The 23,638-nt window shown below is 61.8% G+C and carries 28 protein-coding genes and 1 tRNA gene; 17 read left to right on the forward strand and 12 right to left on the reverse strand.

All coding sequences use genetic code 11. From position 1 onward, the window contains the following. The first annotated feature begins 61 nt into the window (after positions 1 to 61). The 4 genes from FHS06_RS06900 (at position 62) to FHS06_RS06915 (ending at position 3,227) form a co-directional block, all read left to right on the forward strand. The gene (locus tag FHS06_RS06900) at positions 62 to 901 is read left to right on the forward strand and encodes a DUF3097 family protein (protein WP_167047184.1); all 840 of its coding nucleotides are present in this window, start codon (positions 62 to 64) and stop codon (positions 899 to 901) included. A gap of 103 nt (positions 902 to 1,004) precedes the next feature. Beyond that, positions 1,005 to 1,667, forward strand: coding sequence for a tRNA (guanosine(46)-N7)-methyltransferase TrmB (trmB, locus tag FHS06_RS06905; RefSeq protein WP_167048073.1), 663 nt, complete (start codon positions 1,005 to 1,007; stop codon positions 1,665 to 1,667). Beyond that, positions 1,667 to 2,503: a CPBP family glutamic-type intramembrane protease gene (locus FHS06_RS06910; protein WP_167047186.1), complete on the forward strand. Its 837-nt coding sequence runs from the start codon at positions 1,667 to 1,669 to the stop codon at positions 2,501 to 2,503. The genes trmB and FHS06_RS06910 overlap by 1 nt, the downstream gene beginning before the upstream one ends. A 40-nt stretch (positions 2,504 to 2,543) precedes the next feature. Then, a complete protein-coding gene (locus FHS06_RS06915) occupies positions 2,544 to 3,227 on the forward strand; it encodes a galactosyltransferase-related protein (RefSeq protein WP_167047189.1) in 684 nt (227 codons plus the stop codon). Here the strand turns inward: FHS06_RS06915 and FHS06_RS06920 are convergent. Beyond that, complete coding sequence (locus FHS06_RS06920) at positions 3,188 to 4,498, reverse strand: glycosyltransferase (RefSeq protein ID WP_167047192.1); 1,311 nt, start codon at positions 4,496 to 4,498, stop codon at positions 3,188 to 3,190. The genes FHS06_RS06915 and FHS06_RS06920 overlap by 40 nt on opposite strands. Further along, positions 4,495 to 6,651 (reverse strand): glycosyltransferase, encoded by a 2,157-nt coding sequence (locus FHS06_RS06925; protein WP_167047195.1) that lies wholly within the window; start codon positions 6,649 to 6,651, stop codon positions 4,495 to 4,497. Before FHS06_RS06925 ends, FHS06_RS06920 begins: the two co-directional genes overlap by 4 nt. A gap of 173 nt (positions 6,652 to 6,824) precedes the next feature. On the opposite strand from FHS06_RS06925, the gene FHS06_RS06930 reads away from it, so the two are divergent. Both FHS06_RS06930 and FHS06_RS06935 read left to right on the forward strand, forming a co-directional pair. Continuing rightward, positions 6,825 to 8,015 carry a polysaccharide pyruvyl transferase family protein gene (locus FHS06_RS06930; protein ID WP_167047199.1) on the forward strand — a complete coding sequence of 397 codons (1,191 nt, stop codon included), beginning with the start codon at positions 6,825 to 6,827 and terminating at the stop codon, positions 8,013 to 8,015. A gap of 16 nt (positions 8,016 to 8,031) precedes the next feature. After that, a complete protein-coding gene (locus FHS06_RS06935) occupies positions 8,032 to 9,267 on the forward strand; it encodes a sensor histidine kinase (RefSeq protein ID WP_243845266.1) in 1,236 nt (411 codons plus the stop codon). Positions 9,268 to 9,331: 64 nt separating this feature from the next. Here the strand turns inward: FHS06_RS06935 and FHS06_RS06940 are convergent, their stop codons facing one another. Beyond that, a complete protein-coding gene (locus FHS06_RS06940; protein ID WP_167047202.1) occupies positions 9,332 to 10,180 on the reverse strand; it encodes a sulfurtransferase in 849 nt (282 codons plus the stop codon). A 161-nt stretch (positions 10,181 to 10,341) separates the two neighbouring features. Between FHS06_RS06940 and FHS06_RS06945 the strand changes: the two genes are divergently transcribed. Then, entirely contained in the window at positions 10,342 to 11,325 is a 984-nt protein-coding gene (locus tag FHS06_RS06945) for an NAD-dependent epimerase/dehydratase family protein (RefSeq protein ID WP_243845267.1), read from the forward strand. A gap of 154 nt (positions 11,326 to 11,479) precedes the next feature. Here FHS06_RS06945 and FHS06_RS06950 read toward each other — a convergent pair whose 3' ends face one another. Continuing rightward, complete coding sequence (locus tag FHS06_RS06950) at positions 11,480 to 11,785, reverse strand: hypothetical protein (protein ID WP_167047205.1); 306 nt, start codon at positions 11,783 to 11,785, stop codon at positions 11,480 to 11,482. Positions 11,786 to 11,866: 81 nt separating this feature from the next. Continuing rightward, positions 11,867 to 12,220, reverse strand: a complete 354-nt coding sequence (locus FHS06_RS06955) for a PASTA domain-containing protein (RefSeq protein WP_167047208.1) — start codon at positions 12,218 to 12,220, stop codon at positions 11,867 to 11,869. A 253-nt stretch (positions 12,221 to 12,473) separates the two neighbouring features. On the opposite strand from FHS06_RS06955, the gene FHS06_RS06960 reads away from it, so the two are divergent. After that, positions 12,474 to 12,950: a hypothetical protein gene (locus FHS06_RS06960; protein ID WP_167047211.1), complete on the forward strand. Its 477-nt coding sequence runs from the start codon at positions 12,474 to 12,476 to the stop codon at positions 12,948 to 12,950. Positions 12,951 to 13,070: 120 nt separating this feature from the next. Here the strand turns inward: FHS06_RS06960 and FHS06_RS06965 are convergent, their stop codons facing one another. Together FHS06_RS06965 and FHS06_RS06970 are read right to left on the reverse strand one after the other, a co-directional pair. After that, positions 13,071 to 13,706 (reverse strand): hypothetical protein, encoded by a 636-nt coding sequence (locus FHS06_RS06965; RefSeq protein ID WP_310734840.1) that lies wholly within the window; start codon positions 13,704 to 13,706, stop codon positions 13,071 to 13,073. Positions 13,707 to 14,257: 551 nt separating this feature from the next. Then, positions 14,258 to 14,695: a VOC family protein gene (locus FHS06_RS06970; protein ID WP_167047214.1), complete on the reverse strand. Its 438-nt coding sequence runs from the start codon at positions 14,693 to 14,695 to the stop codon at positions 14,258 to 14,260. 58 nt (positions 14,696 to 14,753) lie between these two features. On the opposite strand from FHS06_RS06970, the gene FHS06_RS14330 reads away from it, so the two are divergent. The 3 genes from FHS06_RS14330 (at position 14,754) to FHS06_RS06980 (ending at position 16,349) form a co-directional block, all read left to right on the forward strand. Then, entirely contained in the window at positions 14,754 to 14,927 is a 174-nt protein-coding gene (locus tag FHS06_RS14330; protein ID WP_341779768.1) for a putative immunity protein, read from the forward strand. A 264-nt stretch (positions 14,928 to 15,191) separates the two neighbouring features. After that, positions 15,192 to 15,899 carry a helix-turn-helix transcriptional regulator gene (locus FHS06_RS06975; protein ID WP_167047217.1) on the forward strand — a complete coding sequence of 236 codons (708 nt, stop codon included), beginning with the start codon at positions 15,192 to 15,194 and terminating at the stop codon, positions 15,897 to 15,899. Between the two features lie 75 nt (positions 15,900 to 15,974). Continuing rightward, the gene (locus FHS06_RS06980; RefSeq protein ID WP_167047220.1) at positions 15,975 to 16,349 is read left to right on the forward strand and encodes a VOC family protein; all 375 of its coding nucleotides are present in this window, start codon (positions 15,975 to 15,977) and stop codon (positions 16,347 to 16,349) included. A gap of 192 nt (positions 16,350 to 16,541) precedes the next feature. Here the strand turns inward: FHS06_RS06980 and FHS06_RS06985 are convergent, their stop codons facing one another. Then, entirely contained in the window at positions 16,542 to 16,742 is a 201-nt protein-coding gene (locus FHS06_RS06985; protein WP_167047223.1) for a hypothetical protein, read from the reverse strand. Between the two features lie 117 nt (positions 16,743 to 16,859). Between FHS06_RS06985 and FHS06_RS06990 the strand changes: the two genes are divergently transcribed. Together FHS06_RS06990 and FHS06_RS06995 are read left to right on the forward strand one after the other, a co-directional pair. Continuing rightward, positions 16,860 to 17,906: a hypothetical protein gene (locus FHS06_RS06990; protein ID WP_167047230.1), complete on the forward strand. Its 1,047-nt coding sequence runs from the start codon at positions 16,860 to 16,862 to the stop codon at positions 17,904 to 17,906. After that, positions 17,903 to 18,331, forward strand: a complete 429-nt coding sequence (locus FHS06_RS06995; protein WP_167047233.1) for a GntR family transcriptional regulator — start codon at positions 17,903 to 17,905, stop codon at positions 18,329 to 18,331. Before FHS06_RS06990 ends, FHS06_RS06995 begins: the two co-directional genes overlap by 4 nt. Positions 18,332 to 18,378: 47 nt before the next feature. Here FHS06_RS06995 and FHS06_RS07000 read toward each other — a convergent pair whose 3' ends face one another. The 3 genes from FHS06_RS07000 to FHS06_RS07010 all read right to left on the reverse strand — a co-directional run bounded on the left by FHS06_RS07000 (position 18,379) and on the right by FHS06_RS07010 (position 20,301). After that, positions 18,379 to 18,828, reverse strand: a complete 450-nt coding sequence (locus FHS06_RS07000; RefSeq protein ID WP_167047236.1) for a hypothetical protein — start codon at positions 18,826 to 18,828, stop codon at positions 18,379 to 18,381. Positions 18,829 to 18,920: 92 nt separating this feature from the next. Next, positions 18,921 to 19,541 (reverse strand): TetR/AcrR family transcriptional regulator, encoded by a 621-nt coding sequence (locus tag FHS06_RS07005; RefSeq protein ID WP_341779773.1) that lies wholly within the window; start codon positions 19,539 to 19,541, stop codon positions 18,921 to 18,923. Then, positions 19,507 to 20,301, reverse strand: a complete 795-nt coding sequence (locus FHS06_RS07010) for an alpha/beta fold hydrolase (RefSeq protein WP_310734839.1) — start codon at positions 20,299 to 20,301, stop codon at positions 19,507 to 19,509. Before FHS06_RS07010 ends, FHS06_RS07005 begins: the two co-directional genes overlap by 35 nt. A gap of 272 nt (positions 20,302 to 20,573) precedes the next feature. Here FHS06_RS07010 and FHS06_RS07015 point away from each other — a divergent pair, with 272 nt between their 5' ends. The 4 genes from FHS06_RS07015 (at position 20,574) to FHS06_RS07030 (ending at position 23,364) form a co-directional block, all read left to right on the forward strand. After that, positions 20,574 to 21,239, forward strand: a complete 666-nt coding sequence (locus tag FHS06_RS07015) for an SDR family oxidoreductase (protein ID WP_167047245.1) — start codon at positions 20,574 to 20,576, stop codon at positions 21,237 to 21,239. 264 nt (positions 21,240 to 21,503) lie between these two features. After that, positions 21,504 to 21,926 (forward strand): nucleotidyltransferase domain-containing protein, encoded by a 423-nt coding sequence (locus tag FHS06_RS07020; protein ID WP_208387895.1) that lies wholly within the window; start codon positions 21,504 to 21,506, stop codon positions 21,924 to 21,926. 253 nt (positions 21,927 to 22,179) lie between these two features. Next, positions 22,180 to 22,617 carry a hypothetical protein gene (locus tag FHS06_RS07025; protein WP_167047248.1) on the forward strand — a complete coding sequence of 146 codons (438 nt, stop codon included), beginning with the start codon at positions 22,180 to 22,182 and terminating at the stop codon, positions 22,615 to 22,617. A 111-nt stretch (positions 22,618 to 22,728) separates the two neighbouring features. Further along, positions 22,729 to 23,364 carry an isochorismatase family protein gene (locus FHS06_RS07030; protein WP_167047251.1) on the forward strand — a complete coding sequence of 212 codons (636 nt, stop codon included), beginning with the start codon at positions 22,729 to 22,731 and terminating at the stop codon, positions 23,362 to 23,364. A 170-nt stretch (positions 23,365 to 23,534) separates the two neighbouring features. Here FHS06_RS07030 and FHS06_RS07035 read toward each other — a convergent pair. Beyond that, positions 23,535 to 23,610: transfer RNA gene (locus FHS06_RS07035), tRNA-Arg, on the reverse strand. Positions 23,611 to 23,638 lie beyond the last annotated feature (28 nt).

Consider the following 23,638-nt stretch of genomic DNA (forward strand, 5'->3'; position numbering starts at 1 on the left):
GGCGGGTCGGCGAAGCACAGTCGCACTAGCGGGTTACGCTGACGGCCCGGAGGAGAACGAGATGGATGATCGGTACGGCACTGATGTGTTGGCTAGCGGATGGCGGGAGCGCGCTGCGAAGCCGCTGCCACGGGTCGCCGTTGAGCGCGACTTGGTGGTCGAGGTAGCCGCCGACGGTTTCTGCGGAGCTGTGATGAGCTGCGCTAAAGGGCTTGTCGAACTCGAAGATCGAAAGGGCGCCAGGCGGCTCTTTCCGCTCGGACCGGGTTTCTTGGTCGATGGCGCTGCCGTCGTGCTTGTTGCGCCAGCGCCCAAAGCCCCCCAGGGCCGCGGGCGCACGGCATCCGGTTCATTTGCTCCTGCCGACCAGCGGGCAAAAGTGGCTCGACCTTCACGAATCCTTGTCGAAGGCCGCCACGACGCCGAGCTCGTCGAAAAAGTGTGGGGCGCAGACCTCCGAGCCGAGGGCGTTGTCGTCGAGTACCTGCAGGGAATCGATCTGCTCGCCGACCTGCTTCGCGATGACCCACCGTCACCCACCCGCCGATATGGCGTGCTTGTGGATCATCTCGTGCCACGTTCGAAAGAGTCCCGGATCGCGGCGCAGATTTCAGCATCACCGCACGGCGCGCACATTCGCATCGTTGGGCACCCGTTCGTTGACGTGTGGGAGTGCGTCACGCCACGCGCGATGAATATTTCGCGCTGGCCACAGGTGCCACGAGACATCGAGTGGAAGGTAGGAGTCTGCCGTGCCTTCGGCTGGCCGGCAGATGATCAGGCCGACATCGCACGCGCATGGCAACGAATCCTGGGGTCGGTGCATTCTTTTCGCGACTTGGAGCCAGCGCTTTTGGGGCGGGTCGAGGAACTCATCGACTACGTGACAGTCGAACCGTAGCGGCACGGGTGTCGACCCTCGGTAGCCTGGATGAGTGAGTGACACCCCTGTAACCGGTTCGTTTCGTGACCGCCCTGTCTCGTTTGTGCGCCGAAGCGGTCGGATGTCGGACGCACAAGACCGCGCCTGGGCTGAATTGTCGGATCGCTTCCTCTGGGCCGTTCCCCGTGGTGAGGCCGAAACAAGCATCGAGCCCGGTGCCGTTGCCGACCTCGCAAGTGTGTACGGTCGCGCGGCGCCCCTGATCGTCGAAATCGGCTCTGGTCAAGGGCACGCCATCATTCATGCAGCGTCCTCTCGGCCTGAGGTGAACTTTCTCGCGATCGAAGTCTTTCGTGCGGGGCTGGCGCGCACAATGCTCGACGCGGACCGTGCGGGCGTTTCCAACCTGCGGCTCGCCGAAGCCAACGCTCCGGAAGTGCTGCAACATCTCTTGCCCGCGGCATCCGTCGACGAGCTCTGGGTTTTCTTCCCTGATCCGTGGCACAAGAAAAAGCACACCAAGCGACGCTTGATCGCACCAGAATTCACAAGTATCGCCCGTGGTGCACTGCGCCCCGGAGGCAAACTGCGGCTCGCGACAGACTGGGAGGATTACGCCAAGCAAATGCGCACCGTGCTCGATCAGGCAGACGGTTTTTCTCGCGACTTCGACGGCGAATGGGCAGAACGGTTCGATGGGCGGGTGCTGACCGCGTTCGAGCGTAAAGGCTCTCGAGTCGGCCGTGACATTCGTGACCTCACATACGTCGCCGACAGCGCCTGATGAATAGCGTGCAACCTTGGCCGGTACGGCTCGCGCCAGCCGCGCTGGTGTGTGCTGCGGCACCCGCCTTTTTCGTTGTGCGCGTGCCCTGGCTCGGGTGGCTTTTGATCGCTCTCTCCCTTGCGAGCGCGTGGTGGGTTGATCGGCGCGCGAAGACAACGGATGACGTCGCACGACCGAGTCTGTTGCGCGATCTCTCGCTGATCGCCATCGGGCTCCTGATCGTGAGCGCGATTGATCTCGCCGCCGAACTCGACAACCTCGCGATGTTGCGCTTCACGTTGGCACTTGGGGGAGCAGTGGCGGTGCCGTACGCCGTCTCGCGATTCATCTATCGTGACCGCGCTATCGCTTTTCCCTGGCGCACGCGGCGGCGGTGGACACGCTTTCAGTGGGCGTGGCTTGCGGCAGTGCTGGTGCTTGGGTGGCTCATTCTTCCCTTCTACTTCATCACCTCAGGCGTGTATCTCAACTGGCCCGTCGTGAACACTCCCGATCTCATCGCGCGGCTGTTCGTGGGCGTGGGTGCGGTAGGAATCTGGGACGAGCTCTTCTTCATCTGCACGGTTTTCGCGCTCCTGCTCCGCCACTTTCCGGCTCTTGTCGCGAACATGTTGCAGGCGATCGTTTTCGTCGCGTTCCTCTGGGAACTGGGCTATCGGGCGTGGGGTCCGGCTCTCACGATTCCGTTCGCACTTTTGCAGGGATTCATCTTTTTGCGCACGCATTCGTTGGCCTACATCGTCGCCGTGCATCTCTTGTTCGACGCCGTCGTTTTTCTGGTGCTCGTTCACGCGCACAACCCGGGACTTCTTGACAGCCTTTTTCTCGTCTGAAGTGGCATTCATAGGGCATTCGAATGCCTAGGCTGTACGAGTGCCGATTGTGACTGTCATTGTTCCCTGGCGGGAGTCTCCCTCGCGTGTTCCTGCGTTCGAGGCGTTGCAACGCTGGTACGCCGAAAATCTGCCGGAATATCAGCTGCGCACGATTGATGCCACAGACGGAATATTCAATTTGGCTGCCTGCCGCAACGCCGGTCTCAGTGCGATTGGTCTTGACGACGTTGTTGTCATCAATGACGCTGACACAGTGCCGGAAGCTCACGCGCTTCGCGAAGCTGTCGCGGCTGCCGCGACAAGCGGACTCGTCCACCTTCCGTATACCGAGTACCGGTGGCTGGGTGACAGCGGTACCTCGCAGGCCATCGCTGGTCGCGACCTTTCGGAATGCGACGTAGAACAGGTCGTGGCGACCGCGTGTTCCGGTGTGTACGTGACAACGCCCCGCACGTGGCATGCGCACGGTGGGCAAGACGAACGCTTCCGCGGCTGGGGCTTCGAAGATGCCGCCTGGTATATCGCCCACGAGACTCTCCTCGGCTCAGCCCCCGTGCGTCACACGGGTCGTGTCTACGCGCTGAGTCACGTTGCCGAGATTCGCGCCGGTGCTCACTACGACGCGAACGCGTTGCTCATGGAGCGCTACCGGGCGGCTTCCGGGGATCCGACGGCGATGGATCAGCTTGTTTCGGAGTGGGCTGAACGCAAAGTCGCGTAAGCGATCTGCGGTCCGGGAGTTTCGCGCTGCTCTGCGGCAATTGTCGACAGGAGCGATCGCGCCGTGTCAGGAAGATCCCGCACTCGCGCGAAGGATGCTGCAAGCTCATCCACAGTTGCCGCGTTCGGGTCGAGACTTTCGCCCAGGCCGGTGCGCGAAATTGCTGCCGCGCCTGCGAACTGATCAGTAGAAAACGGCAACACGACGAGCGGAACGCCCTGGCCGATCGCTTCGGTGACTGAATTATTTCCACCGTGGGTGACGGCGAAAGATGCCTCGCCTAAAAGACGCACCTGCGGCAGATACTCCCGAACGAGCCAGGCGTCCGGCAGGGCGCCGAGGGCCGACGTGGGTGTTGAGCCCGTGGCGATAGCGGTCCGCATCCCAATCTTCGAAAGCGCCGCTGAGACGCGTGCGAGAACGTCGTCGCGTACCGAAAGAAAGCTGCCAAAACTGACGTACGCGTAGGGCTCGCCGGTTGCGATCCACGCGTCGACTTCTTCATCAGCTGGTTCGGTTCGTCGGGTGGAACCGAGAAACTCATGCGGGGGTAGCTGGCGTCCGTCGCCGTCTGCGAGCGCGGCGGGATAGTTGTACAGCACGCGCGCGCCGTGCTCGGCGAAGGCGTCCTGGGTGGGCAACGCTTCGGGATTTATCGCGAGCGCGGCGCTGTTCCACTGCGCTGTGAAGCTTGCTGACACTTGTTCGCAGAGCGCACGGAGCTCAGCGAGTTCTTCGGCCTCGGGCGAGAATTCGCTCGGCCAGAATGGCGCGTAACCGTAAACTTCACCCGCCACCGGAAGTGCCGTCGGATGACCGAGCACAACGTCTCCGTAAGCGATCCCCGCAGCCTGCAATGCCACTCGTGCACTGAAAGCGAGGTGGTCGACGATGATTTCATCTGGCTCGAGGAGGGCCACGAGATCGAGCACTCGGCGTCCTGTTTCGACGGGCTGCCACATCAGGTCGGTGAGGCGTTCGTGGGCTTGATAGCGGAGAGTTGGGATCATGCCGCGCCGGGTGGCATCGAAAAATCCCTGCAGCGAGGCAGACTCTTCGGCCTCTTGCTCTTCAGTCCGGACGATCCGCGCGTTGTTGCCGCGACCGAGCGCAAGCTCGTGGTGTTCGAGGCCGAAGTCACGCACAATTGGTGCTGTCGCGGGTCCCGTTGCCACGACCACGCGTTCACCGGCATCTCGCCAGGCGGTGGCAAGAGTTGCGAGGGGAAGCAAGTGGGACGCGTAATCGGGGCTGATAACGAGCAGCGTCATAGTACGCCCCGAGCTTCGCGTACGAGCTCTGCTTCGTCGGCAACGACGTGTCGGTACACCGGGCCAAGGGCGCTTGCCATGGCTTGGATGGTGAAGTTGTCGCTGACCATATCGTGCGCGGCATCCGCTCGTTCTGTTCCCGGTAATACGGCGAGCTCGAGGGCTGCGCCGACGGCCCGCTCGAGCATCTCGCGGTTCCAGGTTTCGGTCAGGATGCCGGTGCGTCCCTGCTCGACGTAGGTTGCCGGACCGCCGCCATCGGGAGCAACGACAGTGAGGCCCGTGGCCATGGCTTCAAGCAGAGCAATACCGAACTCTTCTTTCACACTCGCGCACACGTAAGCGCCGTGCGGGGCAGCGAGGTCGGGAAGACCGAATCGTGCCGCGGCCAGCCAGCGTGCTGCGACATTGTTCGGCTGGTGGCCGGCGAGGAGTAGCCCATGGCTGATGCGCTCTGTGGCGGGTACGACAGCGTTGATGCGCTCGAGCTGTTCGCGTTCATCGAGAGATGGAGTGTCGAGATCACCACCGATGATGACGAGGTTCGCCCGTTCGCGAAGATCGCTCTGCGCCCAGGTCTCAACGAGCGTTGCCATACCCTTGACGCGGTGCAAACGACCGAGACTCACGATCAGGGGGAGTACGCGGCGCTCGGGCGGTAGCCCTTGCAGTAGGTCGCGCAACGCGTTGAGGCTCGGCGTCGCCGCGGCGCCCTCGGCGTGGGAGCGCGCCTCGGCGACGGAATCCTCGGTGACGACGAGGTCGACGCCCTCTGCGACGATCGTGTGGCGTTCGGGGTGAGAAGTTATGTCGATGCCAACGAGCTGCTTCATGTCGCGCTCCAACTCAGGACGCGGAAAGAGCACCGTGTGTGCTGCGTTCGACGAGAGTCGCTGCACGAGCCGCGTGCGGAACCAGAAATGCTCGCGGAGGTCGGTCTCGCCGAAGTCGGTGCGCGTGAGATCTCCCGAGAGGTCGAGTGAACGGATCACCGCGTGGGGGTCGGGTGCGACCGTGAACACGACCGGAATACCCAGTTCGCGCGCGACGTCTGCCGCAGCAAGGCTTCCGACATCCGCCATTCGCAGGTGCAGCAGATCGACGTGGCCGGCAGCACGGAGCACGCGACGGATGCCACGGCGAATCGTCACACGTAACGGCCATGCCGCAGCCGACGGCATCGGCTCGTCGGCAAGCGGCACGCGCGCGTACATGTGACCCGAGTCGCTCGCGCCAATGTCGAGGAGGTCGCTCGTCGCCTGAGCGAGGGGACCACGCGAAAGTGTCAGAACACGTTGCACACCAACGGCGGAGTCGGTCACGAGGGCGTCACCGAGGCGCACGAGCAAGGTGGCGATACCACCGTTGTCGCCTGCGCCGGCGAATGCCAGCGTGGGATCGATGTCGGCGTGCAGGAACATCTGCGCGACTGTCATCCCCTCGGTGTCGTCGCCACTGTGCTGCGGGGTCGGCTCGAGGTCGAGTAGCGCGATGCGAGCCGCGGCTCCGATGCGGTCGCCCTCGAGCAGAATTTCTTCCAGCACCGGAGTGATGGCGCCGCTTTGCGCTGCGCGTTGCCCCAGGGCTTCGATCGCTGCACGTCGAGCGGGGAGGGATTCAGCGTGATCTTGCGCGATCAGAAGCAGCGGCCGCGTGGCGACGTCACCGCGCACGAGACCCAGAGTTTCCACGAGTCGAGCGCGTGCGTCAGGCGCTGCGATACCCAAAAGGGCAGCTTCAAGTCCGACAGATAGGGCATCTCGCGCGTCGTTCGACCACACCTCAAGGGTGCGCTGTGCCAGCATTCCGCCGAAGCCGCCGTCGGCTACTGCCGCGATCAAGCGACCCATGGCCTCAATGCGTGGCAACGAAGATGACAGCGCCCAGGTGGCGTGCTCTCGGATGGTTGCGCGTGGGTCAGAGAGCAGTGCGCACAGCATGCGGCCCGCCTGCTCGTCGTAGATCTCCGCGAGGGCGTGCACCGCGGCGATTGCGGCAACCTCATCTGTGCCGCGAATCGCAGTGTTCAGCACACGCAGCGTGCGAACGCCCGGGTCGCGACCGGCTTCGAAAGCCAAGTCGTCAGCGAGATGCATGGCATCGACAATGCTCGGCGCCTGAAGCACCGCGTCGAGAGCTGTTTGCACGCCCATCGGCATCCCCTTTTTTCTGCTGACCCACAGTTCGCAAGCCGCTTTGAATCGTAACGCGCAGAGGTAGCTGATTGGTGCGAAGTTGGGCGTGGTGTATCGGACTAGTTGCCCAGCTGGTGCGCGGAAGAAGCGGCTAGCGTGTACGGGGCTGTTTGGTCGGCGAAAGAGGAGTCATGCGTCTGGTTGTAATTGGTGATGTCGGAGTAGTCGACGGCATGATGCACATTGGCGATGAGGCCATGTTCGAAGCGCTGTGTGACGAAATGCGTGCCCGCGGTGGAGATATCGTTGCGGTGTCTTCGGCTCCGCGCGAAACAGCCGCGCGCTATGGCGTTGACGCGATCGGTCGAATCGATTTCGATCGCTTGAGCCGTGCCGACGCCGAGGCTCGACTTGATGGGGTCGCTGCGGCTCTTGGCGGAACGGCATCCGCAGATGAACGCATTGGCACGATGATCGCTGAGATCACGTCGGCGGATGCCGTCATCATCGCGGGCGCCGGAAACCTTGCGTCGACCTGGCCCACTCACATTTACGAGCGGGTGGCGATGTCGCGAATCGCTCGAGCTCTGGGTCGCCCGCTCTTTGTCACTGGCCAGACATTGGGCCCGAAGTTGAATGAACGCGATCGTGAGCTCGTCGGCGAGATCATCCGGCATGCAGCTCTCGTTGGCGTGCGCGAAACAACGTCGCAGGCACTGTCTGCTGATCTGGGGGTGCCCGCGCGGCTCGGCGTCGATGACGCGTCTTTCCTTGCATGGGATGAGATCGGGTTGCCATCAAATCGGTCGGGCGTTCTCATCAGCCTCTCGCTGCACCTCGGGGGAGTCGACCGCGTTGAAGCGACGACGCGGATTGCAGCGCTCGCTGATGCCGCCGCCAGAGTCACCGGAGAGCCCGTGCGCTTTCACGCGCATTTTGGCGCTGTGGATGATGAGGCACCGCGCGGCGACGCGCTTTTGCACGATGAGATCCGAGCCCGCATGCAGTCGGCGTCTGAGGTGCTGCCGACCGGCACACCGCGTCAGGCGGCGCTCGCCGCCCGAAGTGCAGCGCTGCTCATCACTGGCCGCTACCACCCCGCCGTTTTCGCGGCACCCGCAGGGGTTCCGGTTCTCGGACTCGTGACCGACGAATACACCCGAATAAAGCAGCGGGGAGCGTTAGCGCACTGGGGGCAATCGAGCACTGTGGCGCTCGCCGCGGTAGATACCGACGGCATCCCGGTGCTTGAGGCGCTGTGGCAACAGCGGGAACGAGTCGCTCAAAGCGCTGCTGAGGCGGTGACGGCTGCACGAGTCGAATCCGACTCGTGGTGGACGCACATTGCAGAGAGTGTCGCGAAAATGCGGAAAGCGTCGTGAGCGCAACCCCTTCGCATTGACGCAAGCACACCGTATCGTTCAGAAAGAAGAGCTAGGGGACGATGTTGTGGGTAGCACTCAAGACTTAATACGTCGCGACGCGATCGCGACGTATCGTGTGGTCGGAGAACCAGCTGATGCCGATCTTCAGGGTCTGGTTCGGCTCGCGACCCTGATGTGCGACGTTCCCGTTGCAGTGATCAACATCATCGACGAGCACTCGCAGCACCAGATCGCCGCAGTCGGGATCGAGCGGGCGATGTGCGCGCGCAAAGACTCGTTGTGCTCCATCGTGATCGAGCAAAAGAAGCCGCTAGTGATCGCGGACGCTCGGGCAGATGAGGCACTTGCACACCATCCGTTCGTCGACGGCACACTCGCGCGGGTCAGGTTCTACGCCTCGAGCCCGCTCATTACACCCGAAGGCGTTGCGATCGGGACGCTGTGTTTGTTCGATTCGCACCCTCGGGAACTAGCACCGGACAGGCGCGAGGCGCTAGATCTCCTTGCCGGCCAAGCGATGGACGTGCTGGAGCTTCGCCGCATCACCCACGAATTGTTCACAGCAAACGACAGACTCGAGCGCTTCGCGGCTCAAGTTACTCACGATCTCTCAAACCCGCTCAGTGCCGTCACCGGGTTCATCGAATTAGCAGCCGACGGCGCAGAATCGTTGGGCGCCCCGGACGTGACGCATGCGCTCGAGCGCGCCGATGCCGCGTCGGTTCGAATGGCACGGATGCTTGCTGATCTTTTGAACTACGTACGTGTCGGAGATTCGGACCGGGTGCGCAACGAAATCACACTCGCCGACGTCATCCGAGTGGCGCTGGACGATCTCGCTGCCGTCATCACCGAGTCGCGCGTCTCTGTGACAGTCGAGGCGAACGAGAGAATCGTTGCAGACGAGATGGCGTGCGAAGTTCTCTTTCAAAACTTGATCGCCAACGCCATCAAGTTCGCCGGGGCGAGTCGAGATGCCCCGCGTGTTGAGATCCGGGCGGTGTCGATCACCGACGGAGTGCGCGTCACAGTTGATGACGATGGCCCAGGAATATCCCCAGATCAGCGCGAACGAGTCTTCGGCCTCATGGAGCGCGGGGACAATCACAATCTGCCCGGCCTTGGTCTTGGGCTTTCGACATGCCGACGCATCGTCGAAAGTCACGGTGGAAGCATTGGAATCACCGAATCGCCCATGGGCGGCGCGCGATTTTCACTTATCTTTCCCCGGTCAACGTCCGCCGCGTGAAGACGTGCCTCTCGTCGGCTCCGACCGATGTACCGCGGCACGGATTGGTGCCGTCGCGATTCCGTCAGGGGATCGGGCCCGTCGCGACGGGACGCCCTGCAGTGTTCGACCATTGGCTCCACGAGCCAGGGAAGATGGTGACATCGACCCCCGTGGCCGCCCCTGCGAGTGCGAAGTGTGCAGCCGTCAGCCCTGAGCCGCAGTAGGCGGCGACGGTCGAGTCATACGTCACGCCGACGCTGGCGAGGGCTTCGAGTATCGCATCAGGTTCTGCAAACCGGTCGCCGTCGAGATAGGCGCCTGCGGGCAGGTTGACGGCTCCCGGGATGTGGCCCGCGATCGGGTCGTACGGCTCGGACTCGCCTCGGTAGCGCTCGGGCGCACGCACGTCGATCAATATGCCCCGGGCGGGCCAGGATTCGGCATCGTCGATCGTTGCGATTCCTCGACTCAGCTCTTGGAGCTTGATCGAGCCGGGCGCGGGCACAACTTCGCCCACTTCCAGCGGAAGGCCCGCTGCCGTCCATGCCGACAAGCCGCCGTTGAGCACGCGCACGTTTTCGACGCCCGAATGGGTGAGTAGCCACCATGCGCGCGCGGCCGACACTGAGCGATAGTCGTCGTAGACAACGACCGCGTCGCCATCGTTGAGGCCCCAGCGCCGCGCGGCATCCTGAAGTACATCGCGGGATGGAACCGGATGCCGACCCTCCGATGCGTCACCGTGCGTGGCAAGTTCCGTGTCCATGTCTACGTATACCGCGCCGGGAAGATGGCCCGCGCGGTGGTCGGGGAGTCCATCGGGCTGCTCGAGCCGGTATCGCACATCGAGCAGACGGATGCCGTCACCTGCCTCGAGGTGGGTCTGGAGTTCGTCCACGGAAATGAGGGGGAGTATCGAGGATGCCGCCATCCCGACATCCTCCCACTACGAGGTTTGGCAATGCGTGTTGCAGATAAGGCATCTTTGCAGGCACTTTCAGGGGACGGCGATGTGCCGGGTGATCGATTCGCTTGCCGGCACCAGCGTTGGTCTGAGTTGCGCTTCGGGCGAAGCGCACTTACGAGCTCGAAATGGTTTGGTTTGCTGGTCACATGCGACGAGTACTAGTGCTGGGTGGGACGGGGTGGTTGGGGCGCGAGATCTCGCGAAGGGAAGTTGAGAGAGGCGCCGAGGTCTTCTGTCTCGCTCGTGGTCACTCAGGGCACGTTGCTGATGGGGCGCACCTTATCTGCGCAGACCGCTCGTCCGCGGGTGCGTACGACGAGGTGAAGACCGATTGGGACGACGTAATCGAGCTTGCCTATGAGCCAGCTCTAGTGGAACCGGCTTTGGAGGCACTTGCTGCACACGCCGCCCATTGGACACTGGTGTCTTCGGTGTCTGTGTACAGCAAAAACGATGAGCCGGGCGCTGACGAATCCGCCCGACTGGTCGAGCCGCAGGACTTGTCCCGCTATGCGGACGCGAAGGTCGCCGCGGAGCGCAGTAGTGCCGCCGCACTCGGAGATCGCCTCCTTATCGCCCGACCGGGCCTCATCGTCGGGCCGGGTGACCCCAGCGACAGGTTCGGATACTGGGTCGCACGTCTTGAGCGAAGTGGCCCAGCACTTATTCCGACAGTCGACCGTCGTTTCGTTCAGGTCATAGACGTTGCCGACCTCGCGTCGTGGATCGAACAGGCGGGACGCGAACGGGTTATCGGCGCCATCAATGCCGTCGGGGAAGTGCACCAGATGCGTGATTTCTTCACTGCTGCCATCGAAGCAACGGCTTACCGGGGAGATCTGGTGGAGCTCGACGATCAGATCCTGCTCGCTCAGGGCGTGAACTTCTGGGCCGGGCCCCGGTCGCTGCCACTCTGGCTCCCAGAGACCGACACAGCATTCATGCAACGCTCCGGGGCCGCATTTCTCGCTGCTGGCGGCACATTGACCGCTCTCGATGCCACACTTGCCCGAGTACTAGCGGACGAGTCATCGCGAAACGTACATCGAGAGCGGCGGGCTGGTCTCACTCCGATCGAAGAGATCACTGTCTTGCAGGCGGCTGGGTGAGGGACCGGCCAATGACTGTGGCGTCAGCCTCCCGGCTCTGGCGCTCTCGTCAGCGCCCTCGACGAAAACTCTCTAGCGCGCTCAAGATGACAGATTTGCGGGCAGCGGTCGAAGGTCTGGCGTCAATACGGTGGCCGCATCGGCTCTCGTTGGCTCACGAGTTCGCCGGCGTGTGATTCGGGAAGTCCGTTTCTCCGATGCCGCCTGGTTCGTAGAAAGACACAACGAACCTGTGCGCTGCCGCGACGAGCTCCTCCACGGTGATGCGAGGTGCGGGGCGTGTCTCTGCATCCTTTTCGCCCGCTGCGGTCCAACCGAAAGACTGGCCGATGGTGAACCCGTAGGTTCCCTCTGCTGGCCCGTTCAGCCACACGAAGTCGTAGCTCATTGCGCCGTCTGGTTGTGTTCGCTCGCTGATTCGGAACAGCTCGCCTTGGGCGACAACCTCGAAGCTCTCCACCGGGCGATTCTAGGTCGGGCGGGCGCGTCCCCGCACAGCAGCTTTGCGCAGACGGGTCGACCTGCATGCGGCTGACGTGATTCAGATTTGGGTGTCGTGGTCGGTTAGGTCGGCGTAGATTTCGCGTTCTGGTGTGGCATGTTCGGCGTCTTGCAGCGGCGGTTCGTGGCCGTCTCGGAGCGTGTTTGATTCTGCGGTGCCGTGCTCGACGATTTCGACGGCGACTGAATCCCATCGGTAGAGGCCCGTTCCGGCTGAAGGTCGTTGGGAGGTGATGTAGAAGAGCCCTGGCCATGCCAGAGCTCCGATGGGTGGCCCGTCTGGATCCGGGTTCGCCAGTGTCACTCCCGCAGCGGATGCGATGTCGCTCCCGATGTGGAAGGGCAATCCGACGACATCGGGCACCGTCACCCTGTCAGCGATTCGATCAGCCATACCCCGAACGGTACGCCGCTCCAACCGATCCGACCAGACTTAGCGGGGGTAGCGGAAAAAATCGGCATGACCCGTGTTGCAGCTGATCAGGGTGCCAGTTTTCTACGAAGAGTGCTCAGGGTCGCAGTTCAGCGTGCGAGTTCGGGTGCCCGCTGAGGGATCGCCCAACGGACACTCGATTTGGGTTCGGTGCCTGCGACGCCTCCGAAATCTGTATGCCGCTTGCCCGTAGAAGTGTGAGTATTCTTTTGCTGTGAAAGCGGGAAAATTCGAGATTGCCGACGCACGAGCGACGCTAGTCGGCGTTCTCGCCGAAGACGGCATCTCACCCGAAGCCCTGCCAATCAGACGCGCGTTTGAACTGATGATCGAGTTCTTCTCGAAGTGGGAGCCACTCGGGGTCAACCTCGACGAAGACGGGGACGGCCTGCTGTTTCAGTGGGGAACCTACGACTGGGACGGAGCAGAAAACCCCTTGTTCGAGGTTGACATCACCCGTCAGCTCATCACAAATGAAGATGATGAGCATGACGAAGAAATGCATCATCTGCATTGGACGTTCCAGTACGAGCCGTCCGATGTCACCCAAGGACTCGGCACCGGGGAGGCTTGGTTTTTCGCCCCTGTTAGCTTGTCGCACCCATTTCAAGGCATTCTCACCTCACCGACCTTGTTGTCTATAGAGGGGATGGTCGTGCACAAAGTCGTGCTTGAGCATGAGCTTGTCTGACGAGTGCCGGCTCGAGAAGTTGACGACCGAAGTCGATGAGATAACCAACGGTGCCACGCCTGAATCGGTAGGTGCCACGACCGTAGCAGCCGCGTTCCAAACAGCAGACGACCGGCGTCCTTAGCCGCCTGGAGCTGACGGGTCGATGGGTGCGCCATCACCGTGTTCCGGGATGTCGCCTCGTTGCACTGGCTCGGCTGTGGTCGTCGGCATATCGGAGAAAAGTGTTTCAAGTTCGGCATTTGAAGGCACATGCGCAGCGTTCGCAGCCTTTAAAAGATCCGCTGGTGGGACATCTCCGCTCCCGTTGACCCAAATCAAGGCATTGGTCCGCTGGGCGACGTACTCGTGGATGCCGCTGCTCACGCGACGCCAGACGTCCTCGTCATTGGTGCATGTCACAGGCTCGTCGGGCCCATCCCACATGGGAGTTGAAGCACACGACGCTGCCGTGAGGTCACCAGATTCAGTGCGGATGGTCACCATGGCGCCCGTGCTGTTATTGAACCATGTGGCTGAGATGCCGTTTTCGCCAGCCTGAGCGACTGATTGCGGCGCCAAATCGTAACCCTCTACGTCAGTCGTGTAAACGAGTTCGGGTGATATGCCGAGGACGCTCACACGCTCGGCAATCGAGTCCGCGCTCGCCTCAGTCGCACCAGTGCCCGGGGTCCCGCACCCAGCGAGAGAGATGGAAACGACGACGGTAGTCGCGATCATCGCCGCGGGCGATCGGCGGCGGGGTATTCGATTCACAGGATTGTCCTTCTTTCGTGGCGCAAGAACTTGCGTCGGCACACATCGCATTGCTCACACCATACGGTTCGCCGGCTCTCGGGCGCGGCGATCCTTTGGCCATTTCGCACTTCCGCCAGCGCCGCGTCAGGTATCACGCGGACTCTCGACGATCGGGTCAATCCGCAAATCGAGGTGTCGTTGTGCGTTGTTCTCAAGGGGGAGCGCTGGATGCTTGCGTAGAGACCCCATCTATTCCGATCCAGGCCAGTCAGGATTCGACCCGACATCCTTAACGGGCCGGGTCAGTTCCACCTCAATTGCGTTGCCGGATCGGAGCATTTGATGACTGCACAGGACCAGTTGCGCGCGCTGCTTCGCGATGACATCGCGCTGCGTCTGCGCGCCGCGGGATTGATAGGAACCGAAGGCCGGTTCTCCATTCCGAGCAACGATTTCTATGCGCAGATTGGAATACAGTCTTCGGCCGCCAGCACGGAATCGGACTATCTACGTCCAAAACTGCCGTGCTGGGGCCCCGCTAGACCGCAAACTTCAAAACCGCGCGACGCTCAATCCTTCTTCAGAGCCTGGGCGAGCATCACGATGATGCCACTTGGCCCGCGCAGGTAGGTGAGCTTGTACACGTCTTGGTATGTCGCCACTCCGCGAAGCGGGTGGTAATTGTGCCGCGCTGCTATCTCAAGCGCTATGTCGATGTCGTCGACGGAGAACGCGACGCGGTGCATGCCGATCTCATTGGGGAGGGCGGGGTCTGACCCAATCGCCTCGGGGTGCAGGTACTCGAAAAGCTCTATCTGGCCGTGACCATCTGGTGTCTGAAGCATGGCGATCTTGGCGTGGTTGCCGTCGAGGCCGAGGGCGGTATCGGCCCAGTCGCCGCAGATCGTGTCGCGGACGACAAGTTCGAGGCCCAGGTCGGTGAAGAACGAGATTGTTTCGTCTAGGCCGCGGACCGCTATCCCAACGTTTTCCAGTTTGATTGCCATGCCCCGCATGCTATCTACCGGCGTGTTGGATGGGTAGGGCGGTTCCTAGCGCTGCCGCGTGGCTGTCTCACGGCATCGATCTCGTCGTCGATTTGTAGCAAATCGAGCCGCGCAAGCAGTAACTTCGCCCGCAGCCAAAGCCGCTGCTTGGGCCGCCGGGCAAGCCGCCGGCGTCGCGCACATGGGGGGCACATTCTCTAGGTGCGGCGGCGTACGCGGCGAAGGCCGCTGAGCTGGCTGCTCCCGGAAATGGAGGCGCGGCCGAAATCTTCTGGAAGCTCGAGCCCGTGAGCGCCCCTGTCAGATCAGCCCTTCAACAATTACCGCCGCGGGCAAGGACTCATCGGGCCCACTCGGCTCCGGCCTGCTCGCGTCGGGAGTACTAGGCGCGAACATTCACTCGATCCAGACAGCACTTATTCAACCCCGACGACATCGTCCGATAGCGACCGGCTTACGAGCATTGATGGGCGTTCGTCGGAACTAAAGTCGAGGTGTGACACGTACTGACAGGCTTTACGCGATGGTCGAGGAACTGCGGGCCGTGTCGCCGCGTCCCCGAAGTGCTCGATGGCTTGCCGACAGATTCGACGTCAGCTCTCGCACTATCGAGCGAGACCTGTCGGCTCTGCAGCAGAGCGGAGTCCCCATCTGGGCGGAGCCAGGCCGCACCGGCGGCTATTGCCTCGACCCGGCACACACCTTATCTCCGCTCGGGTTCACCGTCGATGAAGCCCTCGCCGTGATGATCGCCCTGGGTGCGTTGGACACAAGCCCGTTCCGCGATTCGGCGACGTCGGCCCTTCGGAAGGTTGTCGCTGTGACCGAAGATCGCAGCCTGAAACAGACGGCCGAGCTTGCAACCCGCGTTCACATGCTCAGCGATGAGGGATCGAGTAGAGCGCCCAGTAGCGTCGCCCACGCGCTGCGGACCGGGCACGTTCTGAGAATCTCCTACACCGACCGCAATGGCGGAGCCACCGTGCGGGACGTGGAACCGATGGGTTTCGTCGGCAAGGGTGACAACTGGTATTTGGTCGCCTGGTGCCGGCTTCGCGATGGCCTTCGCGCGTTCCGAGGCGACCGCATCGCCGACGCGGAGACGCTGGCGGAGCGGCCGCCCCGTCGACCGCTCCGCGCGGAGGATCTAGGCATCGTCGAGGGAAAGCTGCGAGCAGTTGGGCTCGGAGAGGATTCGCCGTAAACACCGACATAACGTTGTCGCACGGTGAGCTGATGATGAAGAGGTCGGGCCGCACGGCGCGACTGAAAGGTAGACATGGACTTCGCATCGATCCGCATCATCACTCACGACGTCGACAAGCTTGCGCGCTTCTACGAAGCAGTGACGCAAACAACCGCCGCGCGGCCTGCCCCAGTTTTCGCGGAGTTTCGAACGGCCACAGGCACCTTGGCGATAGCGAGCACGGCTACTGTCGCGATGCTGGGGGAAAATGCACCGCAACCGGGCAGCAATGACACCGTCATCATCGAATTTCTCGTCACTGACGTTGACGCGGAATTCGCTCGCCTGCACGACGTGCTCGGCGACGTTGTGCTTCCACCGACCACGATGCCATGGGGCAACAGGTCAACCCTGTTCCGCGACCCCGATGGCAACCTCGTGAACCTCTTCTCCCGTCCTGCTCTTTGAAGGCGATCTGCCCTCCGAACGCCTGGTGAGAAATCCTCGGATCCTTTCGACGGTCACAACAGTCGCTGAATCGAGTGTGTCGTAGCGGGGTTGCCGTGGTGGATCGGCAGGGTGACTCTCAGCACTGCTGAATGGCAGACTCGCCGCCCGTGATCTCGCCGTCGCCGCGGTGAGATCACGGGAGCCGAAGCACTATCCGCGATAGTGGCATATCAACGACGAGCTTTCGTTGCCCGCCATGGCGACCTGGGGTGGACGTCGACGCGTATCGAAGGAGTTGGTAGCGCCGAAAGCCAAGACCGACTTAACGAAAGTGATCGGGAATACGTCGACAGCCTGCTTGCCTTCGCCGAAATGATCGATGCCTTGCAAAAGCCCGATTGCGGCAGTCATGTTCTCGTCTGATCAGAGCGCGTTCCTAAGAGGAGCAGGCAGTCGTCGTGCTGCTTTGTGCTTTTTGATTGACACAAGTTGTGATAGACATATGGCACAAGAACGACAGGAGACATCATGTCAATGCGCGGGAGCAATGTATTCAACCCGGTCCAGATGGTCGAGGGTGCTTTATCTCTTTCTCCCGTCTTGTTCGGGATTGCACTGCTCGTTGTTGGTTTCACTGTCACCATCGCGTCGGGCTCGACGCGATGGGCGGCGCACGATTCAGTTGTCGAAACTCGCTCGGTGCGAAAGCGCTACGCGCGTGAGCGTCGCACTCTCGGAATCGCCGCGCTAGTGGTCGTCGCCCTGTTCTTCGCTGAGTTCCTTTTCCGTGGCTATTTCTTCGCCGGGCCTGATCTTGTTTCATGGTGGCAATTCGCTACTCCGATCGTCGTCGCAGCGCTCGGTATCGGCGCCATTCTTGTGCAGATCATGACGCGCGGAACAACCCGTCCCGAGGCCCCGGTCATGCTGCCCGCCCGCCGCAGCTGGACCAGCTTTAGCTCACGTTCTGCCCTGATCGGCGGAGGTTTGGTCATCCTCGCTCTCGTGGCAACCACGCTCGCTGCAGGGTTCGCGTCGACGCCCAACGGGGAGGGGCAATACGTGTGGCTGACTATCCCTGTGCCCAACGAGGCTGCGATTGACCCGATTCGCGTGAGGTCCTACGGATGGGCATACGGAGTGCCGGTTCTCGCGTGCCTGATTGCACTGGTCGGGGTTACGTGGGCAACTCTGGATCGAAATGCGGCACGTCCCTACCTCTCGCCGGAAACGGTCACGGCCGAACGCATGGCGCGCCGAGCGATTGCTCGCGACGGACTTCGCGTCGCGATGGCTGCGATGCTCCTCACCCTTGCTAGCAGCTGGCGGCTCGTTGCCAGCTCGGGGTCAATCTCGCAGTTGACGATCATGGGGCAGAACGGCGGCGAACACTACGAAGCATCGTGGCGCTACGCGGAGCTTGCAGTCGCAGCCGGCTGGGCAGCACCATTTCTTGAGATCGCCGCATTCGTCCTCCTGCTCCTCGTCGCGCATAGCGGTCTACGTTCTCGGCCAGTCGTGCCGGAAGGCTCTATTAATACGACATCACCAGCCGGCGCGGAGGTTGTTTCATGACCTCGCGCTCGATCCTTTCGGCCGACGAGGATGGCAGCACGGCGCGCGACATTTATCACCAGCTTCGTGGGGTCATAATGTCTGGCCAGCTCGGCGCAAACGAACGGCTTCCCACTGTGCGACAAACCGCGACCGACCTCGGCGTGGCGCAAGGAACTGCCGCCAAAGCGTACAAAATGCTTGAACAAGCCGGGCTCGTAGTGAGTCGAACCGCCGCCGGCACACGGGTGGCCGAATCAGCCGCTGTTCTTCCTCGTGCGATCGCCCAACGGATCCGCGAGTTAGCTGAAGAAGCGTCCGCAACTCGCATTGAACTGGATGACGTCATCAACGTGCTCCGTCTCGTCTGGCGAACGAACTCTGGTCCAAACCGCGACGACACTAAAGAGTCCGAACAGCTGGAGCAGAATCCTGTCCGTGAATAGCGTGGGCCCCGCGTCGAGCATGCTTGCGCTGCACGGTTCCTGCGATGTCAGCCGTCGAGTTCGCAGTGTTCGACGTCTTCGAACATGCTTGAGTTCTTCGCCCACGACCACTCGCCGACGCTCAGCTGCCCGGCATCAAAGATTCCCGAGACACCTAGGACCGTGGAGGCCTCCGTGCCCCAGATAGATACGCTGATGCGATCCCACTCTTCCTGAGGTGGTGTGGGGCCCAGGTGAATCACGTCACCGTTTGAGAGCGTGGCCGGGGTCTCTTCAACTGTCAGCTGAGTCGCGGTGTTCTCGTCGTTCGTGCGGATATACGCTTTCGCGTCTACGAGCCCGACGACAACAGGTCTATCGCAGCTGCCGAAGTCCACGGTTCCGTCACCGTTGAGCCGCAGCGCGACATTCGGCAGGTACTGGCAGGCGCATAGCGTCAGCGTCGCCGCTACCAAGATTGCGGCTGATGCCAAGGCTCGGTGTGGCGCGTTCATCATGCTTGGACGATATCCGTCTGCGTCAGCGTTCACACAACGGCCAGGTAACGATCTGAAAAATCGGCTAAGTCTCGGCGCCGCGCACCATGGGGCTAATTGCGGGATTCTGCGTGGTCGAAGGGTTCAGCCCACTGGTTCAGTGCAACGGTGAAGCCCTGGATCAAGCGGTCGAAGCTGCGATCGATGTCCGCTTGGAGAGCAAACCCTCCCGACGTTTCGAGTGAAATGAATCCGTGGAGCAGCGAGCGGAATGCGCGGATGGCGTCGACCGAATCGTCGCCATCCAGATGGTACGCGGTGAGAACGTCGGCGATGGTTTGGATTGCAGTCATCATGCTGGCCTCATCCTCGACGTCTCCCGGAGCCGCAGGTTTCTGCGATACACCGTAGCGACCGGGATGGAGGATGGCCCAGTTCCGGTAAGCGTGCGACATGGCGAAGATCGCGTCGGGACCGGACCGACCCACGGCGGCCCGTGCGATCGCTTCTCCGAGTTCGCGCTTGGCGAGCATTGAGACGCTTCGGTGCAAGTCCGCGAGGGAGTCGAGGTGCTTGTACAGCGAGGGCTGCTTCACACCGAGCCGTTCGGCCAAGGCAGCAAGAGTCAGGGAGTTGAGCCCCACTTCATCAGCCATGATCGCGGCAGTCTCGACGACGCTGTCGCGGGTGAGCCCGGCCCTAGGCAACGGGAGCCACCGTCGCGAGAAAGCCAAGCACCGCTGACGTGGTGATCTCGGGCTGCTGGGACTGCGGGTAGTGGCCAGCTTCTTCGACCATCACGACCTGGGCGTGGAGCTCGCTTCCGATCCATTTCGCCTCGCCTGCGGGATCTTTGAAGTCGGGATCGCTGTCGCCCATGATCACGATCGCCGGCGCCGTGACCTGGTTGAGTACGGCCTCTGCCGGGTCATGAGTGGTCTGGCGCGTGGTGAGTGAGAATGCCTTGCTGTAGCCCGGGCGTCTGAGGCTCGCGATGACTTTGGCGCGGTACTCAGCGAAGTCAGCGGGCCTTTTTCCTTTGTAGAGAGTGGGCATGTAGGCCTTCCACATCGATGCCACCCACAGCGGCGCCATCATCGTGCGGAACATCCACCTCTCGAACGCCGAGGCCGAAGGGTTGCGGACGAAGGGGCCGAACAGCACGAGTCCGGAGACTTTCTCAGGATGCTCCGCGGCGACGATCGCGGCGGAACCAGCAGCAAGGGAGTTGCCACCAATGACTGCTTTTCCGCCTAGCTCGTCGATCAGGGCTTCGATGTCGCTCGCAGTCTGCGGGTCGCCATACGACGAGAATGTGGTGTCGCTCTCACCGTGACCGCGAAGGTCGGCAGTCGCAACGGTGTAGCCCGCCGCGACGAGCTCGGGGGTCAAGAAGCGGTAACCGGCGCGAAGATCGCCCATACCGGGAATGAGGACGACGAGGGGGCCTGAGCCCTGCAGATCGTAGGCGATACGGCCCTCGGGTCGGCTCACATAGCGAGTGGATGGGGATTGGGTGGAGGCCGCTGAAGTCATAGAAGCTAGTGTGCATTCCATTTTGGCTAATGTCAATAGCTAAATATTCCAGACCAAGTTTCCACACGCCTGCACGACGTGCTTGCGCGTGTTGTGCCTTAACCGATCAGGATGCCGTTGGCTACAAATCGGTCCGTGTCCGCGACCTGCACGCCAAACTCTTCGCGGGTACCCGACCGGTCTTACGGGCGGTGCCAGAGAGGGGTCAAATCTGCCGATAGAGTGCCGTCATGAGCCTTGTTCTCGTGACTGGCGCAGCACGCTCGAACAGCATCGCAGCAGGCGTTGTGCCACGCCTGATTGCCGACGGATGGAGCGTAGTGGCCAGCGACCTCGATGGCGGTGACTATCCGTGCGATCTGGCGACAACGGACGGGCCGGTGGAGCTCATCGAACGCGTGAGCGCAGAGCATGGTCCGCTTGGTGGCCTCGTGCTGAGCCACGCTCATGACGTCGAGTCAGGCATCCTCGACACCACAGCATCGAGCTTTGATGCACACATGGCCGTGAATGCTCGGGCAACGCTTCTGTTGATCGCTGCGTTCGCGCGGCAGATCGACGAGAGTGGCGGCGCAATTGTGGCGTTCACCAGCGACCACACGACAGGCAATTTGCCTTACGGCGCGTCCAAAGGCGCGCTCGATCGAATTGTCATCTCCGCCGCTCGAGAACTCGGGCCGATGGGAATTTCTGCGAACGTGGTAAACCCTGGGCCGATAGATACGGGATGGATGGATGCCGAGCTGCGCGATGGCATGGTTTCCCATCACCCTCTCGGCAGGATTGGTACCCCTGCTGACATCGCCGCGGTAACTTCGTTCCTTCTCTCACAAGAGGGGCGCTGGGTGTCAGGGCAATTGCTCAACACAGACGGTGGCTTCTCCGCCAAGTACTGAAGCAGGTCGCGATCGCTAGCTGAGGGATCGGCAGGAGCAGCGAGGGTGACATCTACGCCTAGCGAAACGCGGTCACCGATTACTTTGATTCACAGTCGTCGGATACAGGCAAGCCTGAGACGTCTCATATTCCATGGGATATGAGGCGCTCAGGTTACGAGACAGTTCACAGGCGACCTCAGGTCCGGCTTCGTGTAGCCGTGTACGGCACACGCCAGGCCCAACTGAGCTGGCCGAGGGTGGGAACGCGCAATAATCGAGCACGTGACCGTGAGACTGAAAGGGCGACAGCGGGCTGTTCGCGCCGTTATCGCCGATGTCAGGGCTTGGGCTACGGAGCGCGACGATGTGCAGGCCGTGGTGCTGGTTGGTTCATACGCTCGCCATGCGGAGCGCATGGCGAGCGACGTCGATCTGATGGTCCTGACCGACGAGCCGGATCGGCTTGCCAACTCCGGGTGGTTCGAGATTCTACGCCCGGGTGCTCGGTTGGTTCGGGCAATCAACTGGGGTCCCGTTCGAGAGAGAAGGATGCGATTGCGGTCGGGACTTCAGGTCGAATTGGGCATCGCACCGATCAGTTGGGCTGCTGTTCCTCTTGACGCAGGCACGCGGCGTGTCTTGAGCGGTGGTCACCGCGTCATCTACGACACCGGAGTGTTCGCGACCGCCGTCTCGACCCTCTGAATCTCTTCTTGGTTGCGGCTACAAGAACAAAATTGGAGCGGGACTCGGTTGACGGAACTGGGTATCCTTCCGATCCGATTGCCGTCAGCTGCACGTGCTGCAGTAACCCTCGTAATTTGTTGACGTGCACTTCGCAATGCTCGGTGACTGAGTCTCGTATCGCATGGATTGTGCGAAACGTCAGCTTTGTGGGGTTTTCCCACTCGTTAACTATCCAGCATCCGACTGTGGCAATTCGAAATAGGATCTCGCTATGACTCCGGACCCCCTCGGCTCGGGCGACTCCGCGTCTACTCGAAGACCACGCTCCTGGACTGTGCTGGCGGGGAAGTTCGTATGGCCTCTCCTCATCGTGTGCGTCTTAGTGCTGTTCTACTTCTTCGCGCTCATCTTCGCTAGGGAGATCAGTTCGGGCCTTCATTTAGAAAGGCCAGTCGACGAGCAGATCCCGATCTTCTGGGGCCTGGTGGTCGTGTGCAGCGTCCTTGCTCTCGTGGTCGTGCTCGCTGCGGCTGCGAAGCGTTGGGTCGCCCTGATCTTGGCTCTTGTTCTCGCATGCATGGGTGGTGTAGCGGCAAATATGGTGTTCGACAACGTGAGAAGCGTCGTCGCACCCGTCGTCCGCGTTGACCCGGAGCCGATTCATTGCCAGTGCTACAGCGGGAGCCGCTGCGACTGCCCCGGCGGGTGAGCGTCTCGTGCGTTCGGATCGGGTCGGAGGCTAGGCCCGCTTTGGCGGTCCTTGTTCGTTCGGCCCAGACTAGTGTTTTCGCCTTCCGGCTACCTTTTTCAGGAGTTCATCATGGCCACAGCTAATCGCGCCCTTGTCCTCGTAGACATCCAGCAGGAGTACTTCAGCGGACCTCTCGAGATCCAGTTTCCGTCTCCCGCAGACTCTCTTCCGAAGATCATCGAAGCGATCGACGCTGCCGAGGCGAACGACATCCCCGTGGTCGTCGTCCAGCACGCCGACGACGACGAGGCTCCCTTCTTCAATCCGACTCTGCCCGGTTTCGCGCTCCACCCGGAGATTGAAACGCGACGCACGCCGGCCTGGAAGTCCATCACAAAGCAGTACGGCTCGGTTTTTGCCGGTACCGACCTGCTCGAGTGGCTGAAGAATAATGAGATCGAGACCGTAACCCTCGTCGGGTATATGACCAATAACTGCATCATCTCCTCCGCCGCCGAAGCGGAAGTCCATGGCATCGCTGCCGAGGTGCTCTCGGATGCCACCGGTGCCATAAGCATCGGTAATGATGCCGGCTACGTCGATGCCAAGACTGTCCACACGACACTCATGGCGCTGATGAACTCGAACTTCGCCGCCGTCGAGCCCACCGACATCTGGATTGCCGCGCTGAGCGACGGGCACGGGCTCGAAAAAGACAACCTGCCCGCGTCCGCGATGTCCGGCGCGCAACGCTTCTCGAGCTAATTGCGCTGAGGGCATCTTCTCAAACGCGTACCGAAGATCTAGCGGTGGCACAGGTGGTGTCGTTGAAACATCTGGCACAACTCGAGGCGTTTCATCCACCACTTGAAGTAGCCCATCGTGATGGAACAAAAAATCGCGAGTCTTGAAGACTCGCGATTGCTTGTATTTAGTGGTGCCCCCGACAGGAATCGAACCTGCGACCTTTGGTACCGGAAACCAACGCTCTATCCCCTGAGCTACGGAGGCGCACTGATCGAGATTACCACCGCGGGGC

Origin of the sequence: Microbacterium halimionae (assembly GCF_011761265.1) — a bacterium.
GTDB lineage: Bacteria > Actinomycetota > Actinomycetes > Actinomycetales > Microbacteriaceae > Microbacterium > Microbacterium halimionae.